Source organism: Stenotrophomonas sp. CFBP 13724, assembly GCF_014841975.1.
GTDB classification, from domain to species: domain Bacteria; phylum Pseudomonadota; class Gammaproteobacteria; order Xanthomonadales; family Xanthomonadaceae; genus Stenotrophomonas; species Stenotrophomonas lacuserhaii.
This window is the reverse complement of the sequence record NZ_JACYUW010000001.1, coordinates 1,602,812-1,618,327: the sequence shown is the minus strand read 5'-3', so window position 1 is coordinate 1,618,327 and position 15,516 is coordinate 1,602,812. Positions and strand designations below refer to the sequence as shown.

Below are 15,516 nucleotides of genomic sequence, written 5' to 3'. Positions count from 1 at the left end.
TGATCAGGGGAACCGTTTGAATCCGCAGGAAGATTCCACCCACGCCGTGCCTGTCGAGCACGAGGCGTTCCTGCGCAGCCAGCTGATCACCTATATCGGCAACAAGCGCGCGCTGCTGCCGTTCGTGGAGGCGGGCATCGCACACGCCAAGGACTGCCTGGGCAAGACGCGGATCGACTTCCTGGACCTTTTTTCCGGTTCCGGTGTGGTGGCGCGGCTGGCGCGCCGACATGCCGCCACCCTGCAGTGCAATGACCTGGAGCGCTACAGCGAGGTCGGCAACCGCTGCTATCAGGCGAACGTGGCGGATGTGGATGCGGCAGCGCTGGAGGAAGAACTGGCCCGCGTTGCACGCCGGGTGCAGCGCGAACTGGCGCCCGGCTTCCTGTGCGACCTGTATGCGCCGCTGGACGACGATGACATCCAGCCCGGCGAGCGGGTGTTCTATACGCGGCGCAACGCGATGTTCCTGGATACCTTCTGCCAGGTGCTGGTGGATACGCCGGCGGAGTTGCGGCCATTCCTGCTGGCGCCGGTGCTGGCGCAGGCGTCCATGTACACCAACACCTCCGGCGTGTTCAAAGGCTTCCACAAGAACCGCGAAGGCGTGGGCCAGTTCGGTGGGACGGCACGCAACGCGCTATCGCGCATCCTGCGCCCGATCGAGGTGCAGGCGCCGGTGTTCAGTCGCTTTGCGTGCGAGGTGCAGCTGCACCGCCGCGACGCCAATGCGCTGGTGCGTGAGCTGGACCTGGTGGACGTGGCGTACTTCGATCCGCCCTACAACGAGCATCCGTACGGTTCGAACTACTTCATGTTGAACCTGCTGTGCGACTACCGGCGGCCATCGCAGGTCAGTCGGGTCTCGGGCATTCCAACCGACTGGAACCGTTCGGACTACAACAAGGCCCGGTTGGCCGAGGCCGCGCTGTTCGATGCGGTGGCGCAGGTTCGCGCCCGTTTCGTGTTGATCTCGTACAACTCGGAGGGCTTCATCAGCCACGAGCGCTTCGTTGCCGGGTTGGAAGGGATGGGCGCGCTGAGCGTGATGGACACGCGTTACAACACCTTCCGCGGCAGCCGGAACCTGGGCGCCCGGGACACCCATGTCACCGAATTCCTGTACCTGTTGGACAAGCGATGAACCGCACCCGGTAGTGACGGCCGCTGGCCGTCATGCTGCTGCCGTGGTGGGTGACGACCGTTGGTCGTCACGCTTGTGCCTTCCGCTACGCTCGCCGAGCATGGCTCGGCGCTACCAAGGCGGCAGCGTAGTGACGGCCGCTGGTCGTCATGCTTGCGCCGTGGTGGGTGACGACCGTTGGTCGTCACGATTGTGCCTTCCGCTGCGCTCGCCGAGCATGGCTCGGCGCTACCAGGGCGGCAGCGTAGTGACGGCCGCTGGCCGTCATGCTCGGCGGCCCTGCAGGCGCCCGCGTACAATACCCGCATGCCCGACAGCGCCCGCCCGAAGTCCGTCCTGCCCGCCACCCAGGTCCACGTGGAGGGCTTCGCGCAGGTGCGTGAAGCGCGCCGGTCCGAGCTGGTGGAGGACTACGTGGAGCTTATCGCCGACCTGATCGCCGATGGCCGCGAGGCGCGCCAGGTGGACATCGCCAGCCGCCTCGGGGTGGCCCAGCCGACGGTCGCCAAGGCGCTCAGGCGCCTGGTCAAGGAAGGCTGGGCGATCCAGCGCCCGTACCGCGGCGTGTTCCTGACCCCGGCCGGGGAGCAGCTGGCGCGTGATGTGCGCGTGCGCCACCAGACTGTGGAGCGCTTCCTGCTGGCCCTCGGCGTGGATGCCGATTCCGCGCGGCGCGATGCCGAAGGCATCGAACACCACGTCAGCGAGGCGACCCTGGCTGCCTTCGAGGCTTTCCTGGCCAAGGCGGCGCCGCGTGTCTGACGCGCTGCCGGTCCACGATGCCGACGAACGCTGGATGCGCCATGCGTTGGCGCTGGCAGAGCGCGCGCAGCGCGAATTCAACGAGATTCCGGTCGGCGCGGTGCTGGTCAGTGCCGACGGCGAGGTGCTGGGCGAAGGCTGGAACCTCAACATCGCCGAGCACGACCCCAGCGCGCATGCCGAGATCGTGGCGATGCGACGGGCGGGCAGGGCGCTGCAGAACCACCGGCTGATGGGCAGCACGCTGTACGTCACCCTGGAGCCCTGTGCGATGTGCGCGATGGCGATCGTGCACGCGCGCGTGGGCCGGCTGGTGTATGCGGCGACCGACCCGAAGACCGGCGCCTGTGGCAGCGTGTTCGACCTGCTCGGCGATGCGCGGCACAACCACCGGGTAGAGATCCACGGCGGTGTGCTGGCACGCGAGGCAAGCACCCGGCTGACCAATTATTTCCGCGCCAAGCGCGGCCGCCCGCTGCTGTCGCTGGATGCGCCGGGTGCCGACGAAGGCTGAACGGCGCGCTATCATGGCGCATCCATTCATGGCGAGCCTGCGGCCCGCCCACAGCGAGGCAACACGATGGCCGACACCGGCGCGGGCAATGACCGATTGATCTGGATCGACCTGGAAATGACCGGGTTGGACACCGACAACGATTCCATCATCGAGATCGCCACGGTGGTCACCGATGCCCAGCTCAACGTGCTTGCCGAAGGCCCGGAGTTCGCCATCCACCACGCGGTGGAGCGGCTGGACGCGATGGACGAGTGGAACCGCAACCAGCACCGCCGCTCAGGCCTGTGGCAGCGCGTGGTGGACAGCCAGGTCAGCCTGGGCCAGGCCGAAGCGGCCACGGTGAATTTCCTGGCCGAATGGATCGGCGCGGGCGCCTCGCCGATGTGCGGCAATTCGATCTGCCAGGACCGGCGTTTCCTGCACCGTGAAATGCCGCGGCTGGAGAAGTACTTCCACTACCGCAACCTGGATGTGTCCACCATCAAGGAGCTGGCCAAGCGCTGGGCCCCGGCGGTGGCCGCCGGGGTGGGCAAGAACAGCAACCACACCGCGCTGAGCGACGTGCATGATTCGATCAACGAACTGAAGCACTACCGGCAGTTCATGGGCACGCTGGCTGGCCTGCCGGGCTGATGGGTAGTGACGGCCGCTGGCCGTCATCACTGTCATCGACCGCGACCCACTGACGGCCAGCGGCCGTCACTACCCGATTGTCGTCACCCGGCCGTTCAACTGCGCAGCGCTAAGATCGGCCCATGAACGAGCCGATCCTGCTTCCCCGTGACATCGCCCACCAGCCACAGGACTGGGCCGACCTGCAGCGGGCGGTGAGCCTGCTGGAGGCGCCGACCATCACTGCGCGCATGGCCAACCTGGTCGGCACGCCGCTGGAGTTCGCGGTGAGCCGGCTGCCCAACGCGGTGTCCAGCCGCATCCATGGTGCCGTGCAGGCCGCGCTGTACAAGGCGGTGCAGGGCGCGTTGATGAGCATGGACAACACGCCGGGCAAGTCCGCCTCCACGCGTTGGCACAAGCTGGCAGCGGCGACCTCCGGTGCGGTGGGCGGTGCGTTTGGTTTCGCCGCGCTGCTGATCGAACTGCCGGTGTCCACCACCATCATGATGCGCGCGGTGGCCGATGTCGCCCGCAGCGAAGGCTTTGACCTGGCCGACATGTCCACCCGCCAGGCCTGTCTGGAAGTGTTCGCGCTGGGCGGCAACGCCAAGAGCGATGATGCCAGTGAAACCGGCTACTACCTGGCGCGTGGCTTCACCGCGGACGTGGTGCGGCACCTGTCGGCCGAGCTGGCCGGGCGGGTGGTGACCGGCCGCAACCTGACCCTGGGCGTGGCACCGAAGGAGGCCGGCAAACTGCTGGCCAAGCTGGTGGAAAAGGTGGCCGCGCGGTTCGGCGTGGTGATCACCGAGAAGTTCGCCGCGCAGGCGGTGCCGATTGTCGGCGCGGCCACCGGTGCGGCGTTGAACACCATGTTCACCGACTACTACCAGGACGTGGCGCGCGGCCACTTCATCGTGCGCCGGCTGGAGCGCAAGTATGGCGAGGACGTGGTGCAGGCGTGTTACCAGCGCATCGCCCAAGGCTGACGGGCGGCACTGCTGCGTCCCTGACGCGCTGATCGTTGCGCCACAGGCACAACTGTATTGCCCGGCCGGGTCTGTAAGCGGCGGCGGCCGGCCCCCATCCTTGTTGCATGCTCATTGTGCAAGGACGTTCCATGTTGTTCTCCCCGTATTCCCTTGGGCCGCTGCAGCTGGCCAACCGTATCGTGATGCCGCCGATGACCCGCTCGCGGGCCGCCGCAGGCAACGTGGCCACCGCTGACATGGCGAAGTACTACGCCCAACGCGCCTCGGCCGGGTTGATCGTCAGCGAAGGCACGCAGATCAGTCCGCAGGGGCAGGGCTATGCCTGGACGCCGGGCATCCACAGCTCCGCGCAGATCGAAGGCTGGCGCGTGGTCACTGACGCGGTGCATGCCGCGGGCGGGCGCATCTTCGCCCAGCTGTGGCACGTGGGACGGGTCTCCCACGTGGCCCTGCAGCCGGGTAATGCCGCACCGGTTTCGTCGTCCGCGCTGCAGGCCGAGGGAGTGAAGGTGTTCGTCGATCCCACCGGTGCCGGGCCGGAGTCCGGGGTGGGCGAGATGATCCAGCACTCGATGCCGCGGGCGCTTTCGGAGAAAGAGATCCCGGGCATCGTCGCCGAGTACGCGCAGGCCACGCGAAATGCGCTGGCCGCCGGCTTTGACGGGGTGGAGCTGCACGGGGCCAACGGCTATCTGATCAACCAGTTCATCGATTCGCAGGCCAATACGCGCACCGATGGTTATGGCGGTTCATTACCAAACCGCCTGCGCTTCCTGCGCGAGGTGGTGGAGGCGGTGGTTGGCGTGGCCGGTGGCGAGCGGGTAGGCGTACGCCTGGCGCCGCTGACCACGCTGCAGGGCGCGGTGGATGACACGCCGCAGGCCACGTATCTGGCCGCAGCGCACGTGCTGGACCAGCTGGGCGTGGGCTACCTGCATATTGCCGAGGCCGACTGGGAGGACGCACCGGTGATGCCGGTGGCGTTCAAGGAGGCGCTGCGGATCACCTACCGCGGCACGTTGATCTATGCGGGCAAGTACACCTTGGCGCGTGCCGAAGAGGCGCTGGCGAATGGCTGGGCCGATCTGATCGGTTTCGGCCGCCCGTTCATTGCCAACCCGGACCTGCCGCAGCGGTTGCGGGCCGGTGCGGTGTTGAACGAACCGGACCGGGCGACCTATTTTGGTGGCGGGGTGGAAGGATTCACCGATTACCCGGTGCTGGAAGACGCAGAAGCGTAGGAATCGGTAGCGCCGAGCCATGCTCGGCGAGCGCAGCGGACGGCAGGAGCGTGACGACCAACGGTCGTCACCCACCACGACCAACGGTCGTCACCCACCCGGAGCAGGGCATGACGGCCAGCGGCCGTCACTACCGGGTCTCAGCGCGGATCGCGCACCAGGGCCTCGGCGGGGGTGACGCTGCCATCCTTGCCGTGCAGGTACAGGTGCATGTCCTGCTGCGGATACGGGATGTTGATGCCGGCCTTGTCGTAGCCCAGCTTCAGCTGTTCCAGCAGGGTGACCTTGGTGCCGAAGTGGTCAGCGGCGTTGACGTAGCAGCGTATGCCGAGGTTGATCGAGTGCGCCCCCAGTTCGTAGACCACCACGTCCGGCGCCGGGGTGGCCAGTACGCGCTTGTCGGCCTTCATGATGGACAGCGCGGTGTCACGCGCCAGCTGGATGTCGTCCTCGTAACCAATGCCGATGACCAGCTCAACCCGGCGCGTCGGCTCGGCGGTGAGGTTGATGATCGGGGCGGCGGTGATCAGCGTATTGGGAATGGTGGTGTGCTGATTGTCGGCGCCGGTGATCACGGTCTGGAAGATGCGCACGTCGCGCACGGTGCCGGTCTGTCCGGCCACGGTGACTACGTCGCCCACGCGGAACGGCCGCAGGGTCACCAGCATCACCCCGGAGGCGATGTTGGACAACGAATCCTTCAATGCCAGGCCGATCGCCAGGCCGGCGGTCCCCAGCACCGCCAGCAGCGGGGAGATCGGCACGCCCAGCGTGGCGATGGCCAACACGGCCACGATCACCAGCGCAGCGGCATACACCACGTTGCGCATGAAGCTGCCGAGCATCGGGTCCATGCCGACCCGCGCCGTGGCGCGTGGCAACACGTTGGAGACACGGCGGGCCAACCAGATGCCGACCAGCAGCACCACGATGGCGGCGATCAGCGGCAGGCCGTAGGTTTCGAAGATGCGTTCCCAGTTGAGGCTGTGCCACCAGGACGACGCGGGCAGGGCGGGCGTGGGATCGGGCGTGGGGGCGGCGGCTGACATGCGGTCTCCTGAGTGGGCGCTGGAAACAACAAGCCCCGCATAGGCGGGGCTTGTAATCACAGGAGTATGCCGGTGAAGCGGTAAAGATCCTGTAGAAGCATGACGGTCAGCGACCGTCACTACCAGGAGCGATCGGTAGCGCCGAGCCATGCTCGGCGAGCGCAGCGGCGAGGCGAAGAGCGTGACGACCAACGGTCGTCACCCAGCGGCCGTCACTACCGTCAGCCGGCCTGCTTCAGCTTGGCCAGCCGCAGCCAGGTGTCGACCACGGTGTCCGGGTTCAGCGACACCGATTCGATGCCTTCCTGCATCAGCCACTCGGCCAGGTCCGGGTGGTCCGACGGACCCTGCCCGCAGATGCCGACGTACTTGCCCTTGGCGCGTGCGGCCTTGATCGCCATCGACAGCAGCTTCTTCACCGCCGGATTCCGCTCGTCGAACAGGTGCGCGACGATCGAGGAGTCGCGATCCAGGCCCAGGGTCAGCTGGGTCAGGTCGTTGGAGCCGATGGAGAAGCCATCGAAGATCTCGAGGAACTCATCGGCGAGCAGCGCGTTGGACGGCACCTCGCACATCATGATGATCTTCAGGCCGTTCTCGCCCTGCTTGAGGCCATTCTGTTCCAGCACCTCGACGACCTTGCGGCCTTCTTCCAGCGTGCGTACGAACGGAATCATGACCCACAGGTTGTCCAGGCCCATCTCGTTGCGCACGCGCAGAACGGCCTTGCATTCCAGCGCGAAGGCAGCGGAGAAACTCGGGTCGACGTAACGGCTGGCGCCGCGGAAGCCGATCATCGGGTTTTCTTCGTGCGGTTCGTAGTTGGTACCGCCGATCAGGTTGGCGTACTCGTTGGACTTGAAGTCCGACAGGCGCACGATCACCGGGTTCGGGGCCACCGACGCGGTCAGGGTGGCGATGCCTTCGGCCAGGCGATCCACGTAGAAGCTCACCGGATCCTTGTAACCGGCAATCTTCTCGTCGATCTTTTTCTTCGTCGCCGTGTCCTGGCGGTCATATTCCAGCAGCGCATTCGGGTGGATGCCGATATGGCTGGCGATGATCATTTCCAGGCGCGCCAGGCCGATGCCCGCGTTCGGCAGCTGGCCGAAGTCGAAGGCACGTTCCGGATTGGCCACGTTCATCATGATCTTCAGCGGCGCCGGCGGCATGTTGCCGAGATCGGTGGTGGTGCGTTCGAAGTCGAGGATGCCTTCGTAGATGAAGCCGGTATCACCCTCGGCGCAGCTGACGGTGACCTGCTGGCCGTCCTGGATCAGCTGGGTGGCGTTGCCCGAGCCGACCACGGCCGGCACGCCGAGTTCACGCGCGATGATCGCGGCATGGCAGGTGCGGCCACCGCGGTTGGTGACGATGGCCGAAGCACGCTTCATCACCGGCTCCCAATCGGGGTCGGTCATGTCGGCGATCAGCACGTCGCCGGGCTGCACGCGGGCCATGTCGTCCAGCGTCTTGACCACGCGGGCGGTACCGGCGCCGATCTTGGCACCCACGGCGCGGCCTTCGGCCAGCACCTTGCCGTCCTTCTGGGTCAACGCGAAACGCTCGATCTGCGTGGCGTGGCTGCGCGACTTCACCGTCTCCGGACGGGCCTGCACGATGAACAGCTTGCCGCTGACACCGTCCTTGGCCCACTCGATATCCATCGGGCGGCCGTAATGCTTTTCGATGACCAGCGCCTGCTTGGACAGTTCCTGCACGTCTTCATCGCTGATGGAGAAGGTGTTGCGCAGGTCGTTCGGGGTGTCTTCGATGCGCACGCGCTCACCGGGGACATCCGAATACACCATGCGGATCGCCTTGCTGCCCAGCGAACGGCGCAGGATCGCCGGCTTGCCGGCATTCAAGGTGGGCTTGTAGACGTAGAACTCGTCCGGGTTGACCGCACCCTGCACGACCATCTCGCCCAGGCCGAACGAGGAGGTCACGAAGACCACGTCGCGGAAGCCGGATTCGGTGTCCAGGGTGAACAGTACGCCGGACGAACCGACGCCCGAACGCACCATCAGCTGCACGCCGGCGGACAGGAACACATCCTCGTGCTTGAAGCCGTGGTGGACGCGATAGGCGATGGCGCGATCGTTGTACAGCGAGGCGAACACTTCCTTGACCTTCAGCACGACATCGTCGGCGCCGGTCACGTTGAGGAAGGTCTCCTGCTGGCCGGCGAAGGATGCATCGGGCAGGTCCTCGGCGGTGGCCGAGGAGCGCACGGCCACGGCGATGTCGCCGCCGCCGTTCTCAGCGCTCAGCTGCGCATACGCCGTGCGGATGTCCTGGTCCAGCTGCGGCTGCAGCGGCGCGTCGATGACCCAGCCACGGATCTCCTTGCCGGCAGCGGTCAGCGCGGCAACGTCTTCGACATCCAGCGTGGCCAGCTTGTCGAAAATGCGCTTGGACAGATCGTTATGGGCGATGAAGTCCTTGAAGGCTTCGGAGGTCGTGGCATAGCCCCCGGGCACGGACACCCCGAGACCGGCGAGGTTGCCGATCATTTCGCCCAGCGACGAATTTTTTCCACCTACGCGGGCCAGGTCGGCCAAGCGCAGTTCGTGCAACCACAGGATATTCTCGTTCAAGCGCGATGCTCCGTTTGGCCATCGCCCGAGGCGGGCTGGGAATGGCCGCGTCCGTAGGAAGAAGCCGCTATGATGCCGGTCGGACTGCCGTCGGCACAAGCTTGTGACAGCAGCTGTTTTAAGTTTCGGACTGGGAAAATGCGCATATGACGACCATCCGACCGGTGTTCTATGTCTCCGATGGAACCGGTATCACCGCTGAAACCATTGGGCATAGCCTGCTCACCCAGTTCTCCGGATTCAGCTTCATCACCGACCGGATGTCGTTCATCGACGACCCCGAAAAAGCCGCTGAGGCCTGTGCCCGGATCCAGGCGGCCGGGGAGCGCTACCAGGTCCGGCCGATCGTGGTGAACTCCTGCGTGGACCAGAGCCTGAGCGTGATCCTGGCCAGCAGCGGGGCGCTGATGCTGGACGTTTTCGCGCCTTTCATCGAACGGCTGGAGGCCGAGCTGTCCTCGCCGCGCTTGTCACGGGTGGGCCAGGCGCACGGCATGGTCGACTTCGAGACCTATCACCGCCGGATCAACGCGATGAACTTCGCGCTGAGCCACGATGACGGGATCGCGGTGAACTACGACGATGCCGACGTGATCCTGGTGGCCGTCTCGCGGGCGGGAAAGACGCCGACCTGCATCTACCTGGCGCTGCATTACGGGGTCAGCGCGGCCAATTACCCGCTGACCGACGAGGACCTGGAAACCGAGCAGCTGCCGCCGCGCCTGCGCAATTACCGCCGCAAGCTGTTCGGGCTGACCATCGATCCCGAGCGCCTGCAGCAGATCCGCCAGGAACGCCGGCCGAACTCGCGCTATGCGGCCGCCGAAACCTGCCGCCGCGAAGTGGCCATCGCCGAGCGGATGTTCCAGCTGGAGCGGGTGCCGACCCTGAGCACCACGCATACCTCGATCGAGGAGATTTCCAGCAAGGTGCTGGCGACGCTGGGACTGCGGCGGGAGTTGTATTGAGGGGAGAAGCGTGACGACCAACGGTCGTCACCCACCGAAGCGGCGCGAACCCTGATCGTGCGCCGAACATGGGCGCCGCACAAGCTGCCGCGCCGCGCTGGCTTTGTGTAGGATCGAGGCATGGCCCAAGCCCGTCCCCTCGCCGAACGCATTCCCCGTCTCAGCCGGCTCAGCTGGTTGATGGGCCTGTACGCTGAAAACCACCGGCATCTGGTGCGCCTGTTCGCGCCCGGTGACCTGGAGGTTGGCAGCTATGTGTCCTCGGTCGGGGATGGGCTGGATGTCCGCCTGGACGTGATCGCCCGCCACGCCTATACGGTGGAGCTGCGGCTGACCTACGACCTGTGCGACCCGGTCACCGGGCAGCCGGACCCTTCGGCTTACATCCGGCTGTACCGCGACGCCCGGCAGGCCGAAACCACGCACTGCTACGTGGGCCGGCGCTGGCAGGACGTGGTGGGCATGTACCCGCCGCCGGCCGAGCTGATCAGCCACCGCATGCGCATGAACACCTTTCTGGGCAAGTGGCTGGATTACCTGGCCGAACGCGGCCACGGCGTGGCCACGCTGGTCCGGGACCACGGTACGGAACCGGCGGCCAGCGCCGAGAAGCGCCTGTCGATCGTGCCCTGATCGGACATAATCAGCGGCTCACCCGTTGCTGGACCCGCGCATGCCGTACACCCCCATCGTCGCCACCCTGGGCTACGTGCTGTCCCCTGATCGTCGCCAGGTGCTGATGATCCACCGCAACACGCGGCCGGGTGACCATCACCTGGGCAAGTACAACGGACTGGGCGGCAAGGTGGAGCCGGACGAAGACGTCGCCACCGGCATGCGTCGGGAAATCCAGGAAGAGGCGGGGATCGACTGCACCTCGATGCAGCTGCGCGGGACCATCAGCTGGCCGGGGTTCGGCAAACACGGCGAGGACTGGTTCGGGTTCGTGTTCGTGGTCGATGCCTACGAGGGCACCCCGCACGGCGGCAATCACGAAGGCACGCTGGAGTGGGTGGATGTGGACAAGCTGGACACCCTGCCGATGTGGGAAGGCGATCGCCATTTCCTGCCGCTGGTGTTCGACACCGATCCGCGCACCTTCCATGGCGTGATGCCGTACCGCGATGGGCGGATGCAGTCCTGGAGCTACAGCCGGATCTGAAGGGCGCGGGCAGCACCGCCGAGCATGGCTCGGCGCTACCGAGTCCAGCGCGGTCCGTCAGATGGAAAGCCCCCTTCAAAGGGGGCGCGCCGAAGGCGGGGGGATGTACGGCATGCGCGGACAACCCGCCACGAGCCAGATCTGAAGGGCTTTTGCTTGAACCCCGTCATACCGCAATCCGTCAGATGGAAAGCCCCCTTCAAAGGGGGCGCGCCGAAGGCGGGGGGATGTACGGCATGCGCGGACAACCCGCGGCACGCCAGTGCCGCGGGTTGTCCACAGGGGGTGTGGATTGTTGGTGAGCAACTTTGTGGATAACCGCCGTTCGCCCCCGTCGGGCAACGCTGTCAAGATGGGTGGCCAAAAATTCACCGCATGTGATGATCCGTGATGGGCGGGTGAATGCGCCATGCCCGCGCCGCTGTTGCCTTTGCGCGCCCTCGCGTACCCTGTAGCCCACTGCTGCCCGTGAGCTTTCATGAAACGACACTTCTCGATGCTTCGCGAGTTCCAGCTGGCCGACTGGTTCACCCTGGCCAACGCCTTCTGCGGCACCGGCGCGGTGTTCGCGGCGATGCGCTTCCTGCAGGACGGCGCACACGGCTACCTGCTGTTCGGGATGGCGCTGATACCGCTGGCTTTCATCTTCGATGCCCTGGATGGGCGCATCGCGCGCTGGCGCAAGTCGAGCTCCACCCTTGGCCGTGAGCTGGATTCGTTGTCCGATGTCATTTCCTTCGGCGTGGCGCCGGCTGCGCTGGCGTATGCCTGCGGCATGCAGGGCGGCTGGGACTGGCTGGTGCTGAGCTACTTCGTCTGCTGCGGCGTCAGTCGCCTGGCGCGCTACAACGTGACCGCCGAGGCGCTGTCCGATGGCGGTGACAAGGTGCCGTATTTCGAAGGCACGCCGATCCCGAGCAGCCTGCTGCTGGTGATCGTGCTGGCCATTGCCGCGGCCACCGGCGGCATCGGTCAGGACCTGTGGCTGGGCCAGTGGCAGCTGGGTCCGTGGCAGCTACATCCGCTGGTGCTGCTGTTCGCGCTGTCCGGGTCGCTGATGATCAGCAAGACCCTGCACATTCCCAAGCCATGACGCAGGCATCGGCATGAGCGGATCGACCAAACAGCCCGGCGGGATGGATTTCGAGGCCCTTGCGCGCCAGTACTACGGCGCGTGGGGGGATTCGCTGCGCCAAGGCGGTGCCGGCGGCACCGATCCGGGTGAGTGGAAGCAGGTCCTGGACTGGTGGGCGCAGCTGCTGCCCGAGCGCGGCCCGGGCCCGGCGGACGATGCGCTGCATCGGTTCCGCGAACAGGCCGGCGGCTGGTACGGCACGATGCAGCAGGTGGCCTCGCAGTTTGCCGGCCGCGATGCCAGCAGTGCCGACGTGGCCCAGGCCTGGCGCGATGCGGTGATGGGGCAGGGCAAGGGCGAAAGCCTGCTGCACTGGATGCTGCAGGGCGCGCAGGGGAGTACCGGCGCCGGCGGTAGCATGGACGACGTGGTGGCCGTGCTGGAGCAGTGGCAGGAGCGCCTGGCGCCGTGGCTCCAGAGTCCGGCATTCGGCCCGGCGCGCGAACACCAGGCGCGCTGGCAGAAGCTGCTGCAGGCCCAGCAGGCCTTCCAGGGCCACTCCAAGGAGTATGTCGCGCAGATCCAGCAGGCGCTGGATGCGGCGTTTGCGCTGTTCGAGCAGCGCCTCGCCGAACACGAGTCGCCGGGCAGCCAGCTGACCAGCGCACGCGCGATGTTCGACCTGTGGATCGAGGTGGCCGAGGAGGCTTACGCGAAGGTGGCGCTGTCGGAGCGCTTCCAGCAGGTGTTCGCCTCGCTCGGCAATGCGCAGATGCGCCTGCGTTCGGCCGTGCAGCACGAAGTGGAGCAGCTGAGCGAACGCGTCGGTCTGCCGACGCGGACCGAAATGGATGCCGCGCACAAGCGCATCGCCGAGCTGGAGCGTCAGCTGCGCCGCCTGCAGGCCAGCGTGGAGCCGCTGCTGCGTACTCCGGCCTCGCCTGCGGCAAGCGACGACTGGGCCGATGCGGTGCAACCTGCGGTCGCCAAGGTGGTGCCGCGGGCACGCAAGCGCGCTTCGCGTGCAACCAGCGCAGTGGCCCCCACGGCCAAGCCTGCGAAAGCGGCCAAGCCGGCCAAGCCGCGCGTGCGGAAGCCGCGCGCATGAAAGGCCCGCTGGGATTCAACGCCGACGACCTGATGCAGGAGACTCTGGCCATGCAGCGCAAGCTGATGGAGGGCCTGCAGCTGCTGCCATCGGTGGAGGACGTGGATTACGGCGCCACCGCGCGCGAGGCGGTCTGGAGCGACGGCAAGGTGGTGCTGTACCGGTTCGTGGGCGACCAGCCGCCGGTGCATGCGCGGCCATTGCTGATCGTCTACGCCCTGGTCAACCGGCCGTACATGGTGGACCTGCAGGCCGACCGCTCGCTGGTGCAGAAGCTGCTGGCGCTGGGCCACGATGTCTACGTGCTGGACTGGGGCTACCCGAACCGGTCCGAGCGCTACCTCACCCTTGAAGACTACCTGCTGCGCTACATCGACGGCGCGGTGGACGCCCTGCACGCGCGCAGCGGCGGGCCGGTGGACATGCTCGGCATCTGCCAGGGCGGTGTGTTCGCGCTGTGCTACGCCGCGCTGCGCCAGGCAAAGCTGGCCAACCTGGTCACCATGGTCACACCGGTGGATTTCCATACCGCCGACAACATGCTGTCGCACTGGGCGCGCCAGGTGGACGTGGACCTGCTGGTGGACACGCTGGGCAACATCCCGGCCGACCTGATGAACAGCAGTTACCTGATGCTCAAGCCGTTCCGGCTCAACGTGCAGAAGTATGTCGGCCTGCTCGACATCCTGGATGACAAGGCCGCGCTGGAGGACTTCCTGCGCATGGAGAAGTGGATTTTCGATTCGCCCGACCTGGCCGGCGAAGCGTTCCGTGAGTTCATCAAGCAGTTCTACCAGGACAACGGCCTGGTCAAGGGGACCGTGCGCATCGGCGAGCACGCCGTGGATCTGTCGCAGATCACGTTGCCGGTGCTGAACCTCTACGCCGAGCAGGACCATCTGGTGCCACCGGATGCCTCGCGTGCGCTGCGTGGGCGGCTGGGTACCCCGGATTACACCGAATCGAGTTTCCGCGGCGGGCATATCGGTATCTACGTATCCGGCCGGGCCCAGCGCGAAGTGCCGGCGACACTGCACGACTGGCTGCTGGCGCGCGCTGGCTGAGCAGCCTGCCACGCCAACGCATGGCGTAGACACCGGCTTGGCTAGGGTAGTATCCAGACCATCGGAGCCCATGCCATGAATACCCCGCGTACCAGCACCTTGTCGCGCTCGCTCAGTGACCGCATGATCGCCGGGGTGATCGGCGGCATCGCGCACCGCTTCGGCTGGAGCCCGACGCTGCTGCGCATCCTGTTCGTGGTGGTTTCCATCGCCTCGGCCGCCTTCCCGGGCATCCTGGTCTACCTGATCCTGTGGCTGCTGATCCCCAACGAAGCCAACTGATCCCCACCCCGTCCTGGCTGCGCCTGCTGCAGCTGATCGGCGCGCTGTGGACCTCGCCCAACACGCTGATCGGCCTGGTCGGCGGCGCGCTTGGCCTGCTGGCCGGCGCCCGGGTGCGCTGGAGCGGCCGCGATTGCGCGCTGGTGTTCCAGCAGTGGCCGTGGGGGCCGGGCGGGGCGATCACCTTGGGTAATGTCATCCTGCATACCGGCGGTGACCTGCAAGTGGCCTGCCATACCTACGCGCACCGTGCCGGGCGCGGGGTGGAGCCGACGATCCGGCTGGATGACCATGAGCGCGCGCATGTGTACCAGTACCTGGTGCTGGGACCGCTGTATCTGCCGGTGTACCTGCTGTGCGGCGGGGTGAGCGTGCGCAATCCGTTTGAGCGCGCCGCCGACCACTACGCGCGCTTCGGCCACGGCTGGTGGCCCTGACGGCAACGCCGCCGGGCGGTCGAGTCAGTGTCGGGCGAACGACGGCATATGTGATCACCAAGTTATCGCGGCGTTAAAAAAACGTCAGGATTTCGCGTGGATCTTCCGTCATTTCCGTGCAACCGGTCGTCATTACCATTGATGACATCCGAGTCAGCTTCGGCACGCTAAGCTGCACTCAGGCGGTCGTGAAGGCAGTACTGCAGCGGCCACCTGTTTCAAGACGCAGTACGTAACCTGGAGAACACATCACATGGCAATTGTTCTATATGTCGGTGGTAGCAAGGACGGCGACAAGGGCGTGATGCCCTACGGCTTCAGCAAATCCCGCGCCGATACCGCGCTGGGGCCGGAGATCTATACCGAGCGGTTCATGGAACTGCAGGGCGTGGGCAAGGTCCGGTTGATGGCATTGGAAGGCCTGCGCGACGACATCGTCATGCAGCACGCCGCACGCCACTACCGCTGACCGTACCGACAGGCCTGGACACGCATCGAGG

At 66.3% G+C, this 15,516-nt stretch carries 17 protein-coding genes; 15 read left to right on the top strand and 2 right to left on the bottom strand.

The features are described 5' to 3' along the window. The first annotated feature begins 16 nt into the window (after window positions 1–16). The 6 genes from IFT63_RS07060 to IFT63_RS07035 all read left to right on the top strand — a co-directional run bounded on the left by IFT63_RS07060 (window position 17) and on the right by IFT63_RS07035 (window position 5,271). The gene (locus IFT63_RS07060; protein ID WP_197974231.1) at window positions 17–1,144 is read left to right on the top strand and encodes a DNA adenine methylase; all 1,128 of its coding nucleotides are present in this window, start codon (window positions 17–19) and stop codon (window positions 1,142–1,144) included. A gap of 306 nt (window positions 1,145–1,450) precedes the next feature. Next, window positions 1,451–1,906 carry a manganese-binding transcriptional regulator MntR gene (gene mntR, locus IFT63_RS07055; protein WP_192083648.1) on the top strand — a complete coding sequence of 152 codons (456 nt, stop codon included), beginning with the start codon at window positions 1,451–1,453 and terminating at the stop codon, window positions 1,904–1,906. After that, a complete protein-coding gene (tadA, locus tag IFT63_RS07050) occupies window positions 1,899–2,420 on the top strand; it encodes a tRNA adenosine(34) deaminase TadA (protein ID WP_042613913.1) in 522 nt (173 codons plus the stop codon). Before mntR ends, tadA begins: the two co-directional genes overlap by 8 nt. A 66-nt stretch (window positions 2,421–2,486) precedes the next feature. After that, on the top strand, window positions 2,487–3,056 hold the full coding sequence (gene orn, locus IFT63_RS07045) for an oligoribonuclease (RefSeq protein ID WP_101099185.1): 570 nt from the start codon (window positions 2,487–2,489) through the stop codon (window positions 3,054–3,056). Window positions 3,057–3,178: 122 nt separating this feature from the next. Then, window positions 3,179–4,027 carry an EcsC family protein gene (locus IFT63_RS07040; RefSeq protein WP_191768333.1) on the top strand — a complete coding sequence of 283 codons (849 nt, stop codon included), beginning with the start codon at window positions 3,179–3,181 and terminating at the stop codon, window positions 4,025–4,027. 131 nt (window positions 4,028–4,158) lie between these two features. Then, window positions 4,159–5,271 carry an alkene reductase gene (locus IFT63_RS07035; protein WP_192083647.1) on the top strand — a complete coding sequence of 371 codons (1,113 nt, stop codon included), beginning with the start codon at window positions 4,159–4,161 and terminating at the stop codon, window positions 5,269–5,271. Between the two features lie 140 nt (window positions 5,272–5,411). Here the strand turns inward: IFT63_RS07035 and IFT63_RS07030 are convergent, their stop codons facing one another. After that, the gene (locus IFT63_RS07030) at window positions 5,412–6,320 is read right to left on the bottom strand and encodes a mechanosensitive ion channel domain-containing protein (protein ID WP_192083646.1); all 909 of its coding nucleotides are present in this window, start codon (window positions 6,318–6,320) and stop codon (window positions 5,412–5,414) included. A gap of 221 nt (window positions 6,321–6,541) precedes the next feature. Further along, window positions 6,542–8,920: a phosphoenolpyruvate synthase gene (gene ppsA / locus IFT63_RS07025; protein ID WP_192083645.1), complete on the bottom strand. Its 2,379-nt coding sequence runs from the start codon at window positions 8,918–8,920 to the stop codon at window positions 6,542–6,544. A 146-nt stretch (window positions 8,921–9,066) separates the two neighbouring features. Between ppsA and IFT63_RS07020 the strand changes: the two genes are divergently transcribed. The 9 genes from IFT63_RS07020 to IFT63_RS06980 all read left to right on the top strand — a co-directional run bounded on the left by IFT63_RS07020 (window position 9,067) and on the right by IFT63_RS06980 (window position 15,485). Beyond that, window positions 9,067–9,888 carry a pyruvate, water dikinase regulatory protein gene (locus IFT63_RS07020; RefSeq protein ID WP_042613919.1) on the top strand — a complete coding sequence of 274 codons (822 nt, stop codon included), beginning with the start codon at window positions 9,067–9,069 and terminating at the stop codon, window positions 9,886–9,888. Between the two features lie 120 nt (window positions 9,889–10,008). Beyond that, window positions 10,009–10,521: a DUF1249 domain-containing protein gene (locus IFT63_RS07015; RefSeq protein WP_042613920.1), complete on the top strand. Its 513-nt coding sequence runs from the start codon at window positions 10,009–10,011 to the stop codon at window positions 10,519–10,521. A 40-nt stretch (window positions 10,522–10,561) separates the two neighbouring features. After that, the gene (locus IFT63_RS07010; protein WP_192083644.1) at window positions 10,562–11,050 is read left to right on the top strand and encodes an 8-oxo-dGTP diphosphatase; all 489 of its coding nucleotides are present in this window, start codon (window positions 10,562–10,564) and stop codon (window positions 11,048–11,050) included. 478 nt (window positions 11,051–11,528) lie between these two features. Continuing rightward, window positions 11,529–12,143 carry a CDP-alcohol phosphatidyltransferase family protein gene (locus tag IFT63_RS07005; protein ID WP_192083643.1) on the top strand — a complete coding sequence of 205 codons (615 nt, stop codon included), beginning with the start codon at window positions 11,529–11,531 and terminating at the stop codon, window positions 12,141–12,143. A 13-nt stretch (window positions 12,144–12,156) separates the two neighbouring features. Continuing rightward, window positions 12,157–13,233 carry a class III poly(R)-hydroxyalkanoic acid synthase subunit PhaE gene (gene phaE / locus IFT63_RS07000; protein ID WP_192083642.1) on the top strand — a complete coding sequence of 359 codons (1,077 nt, stop codon included), beginning with the start codon at window positions 12,157–12,159 and terminating at the stop codon, window positions 13,231–13,233. Next, window positions 13,230–14,297: a class III poly(R)-hydroxyalkanoic acid synthase subunit PhaC gene (locus IFT63_RS06995; protein WP_192083641.1), complete on the top strand. Its 1,068-nt coding sequence runs from the start codon at window positions 13,230–13,232 to the stop codon at window positions 14,295–14,297. The genes phaE and IFT63_RS06995 overlap by 4 nt, the downstream gene beginning before the upstream one ends. A 75-nt stretch (window positions 14,298–14,372) precedes the next feature. Further along, a complete protein-coding gene (locus IFT63_RS06990; protein WP_042613924.1) occupies window positions 14,373–14,579 on the top strand; it encodes a PspC domain-containing protein in 207 nt (68 codons plus the stop codon). Next, on the top strand, window positions 14,576–15,016 hold the full coding sequence (locus IFT63_RS06985; RefSeq protein WP_161793572.1) for a hypothetical protein: 441 nt from the start codon (window positions 14,576–14,578) through the stop codon (window positions 15,014–15,016). Before IFT63_RS06990 ends, IFT63_RS06985 begins: the two co-directional genes overlap by 4 nt. A gap of 253 nt (window positions 15,017–15,269) precedes the next feature. After that, complete coding sequence (locus IFT63_RS06980) at window positions 15,270–15,485, top strand: hypothetical protein (RefSeq protein WP_192083640.1); 216 nt, start codon at window positions 15,270–15,272, stop codon at window positions 15,483–15,485. Window positions 15,486–15,516: the final 31 nt, after the last annotated feature.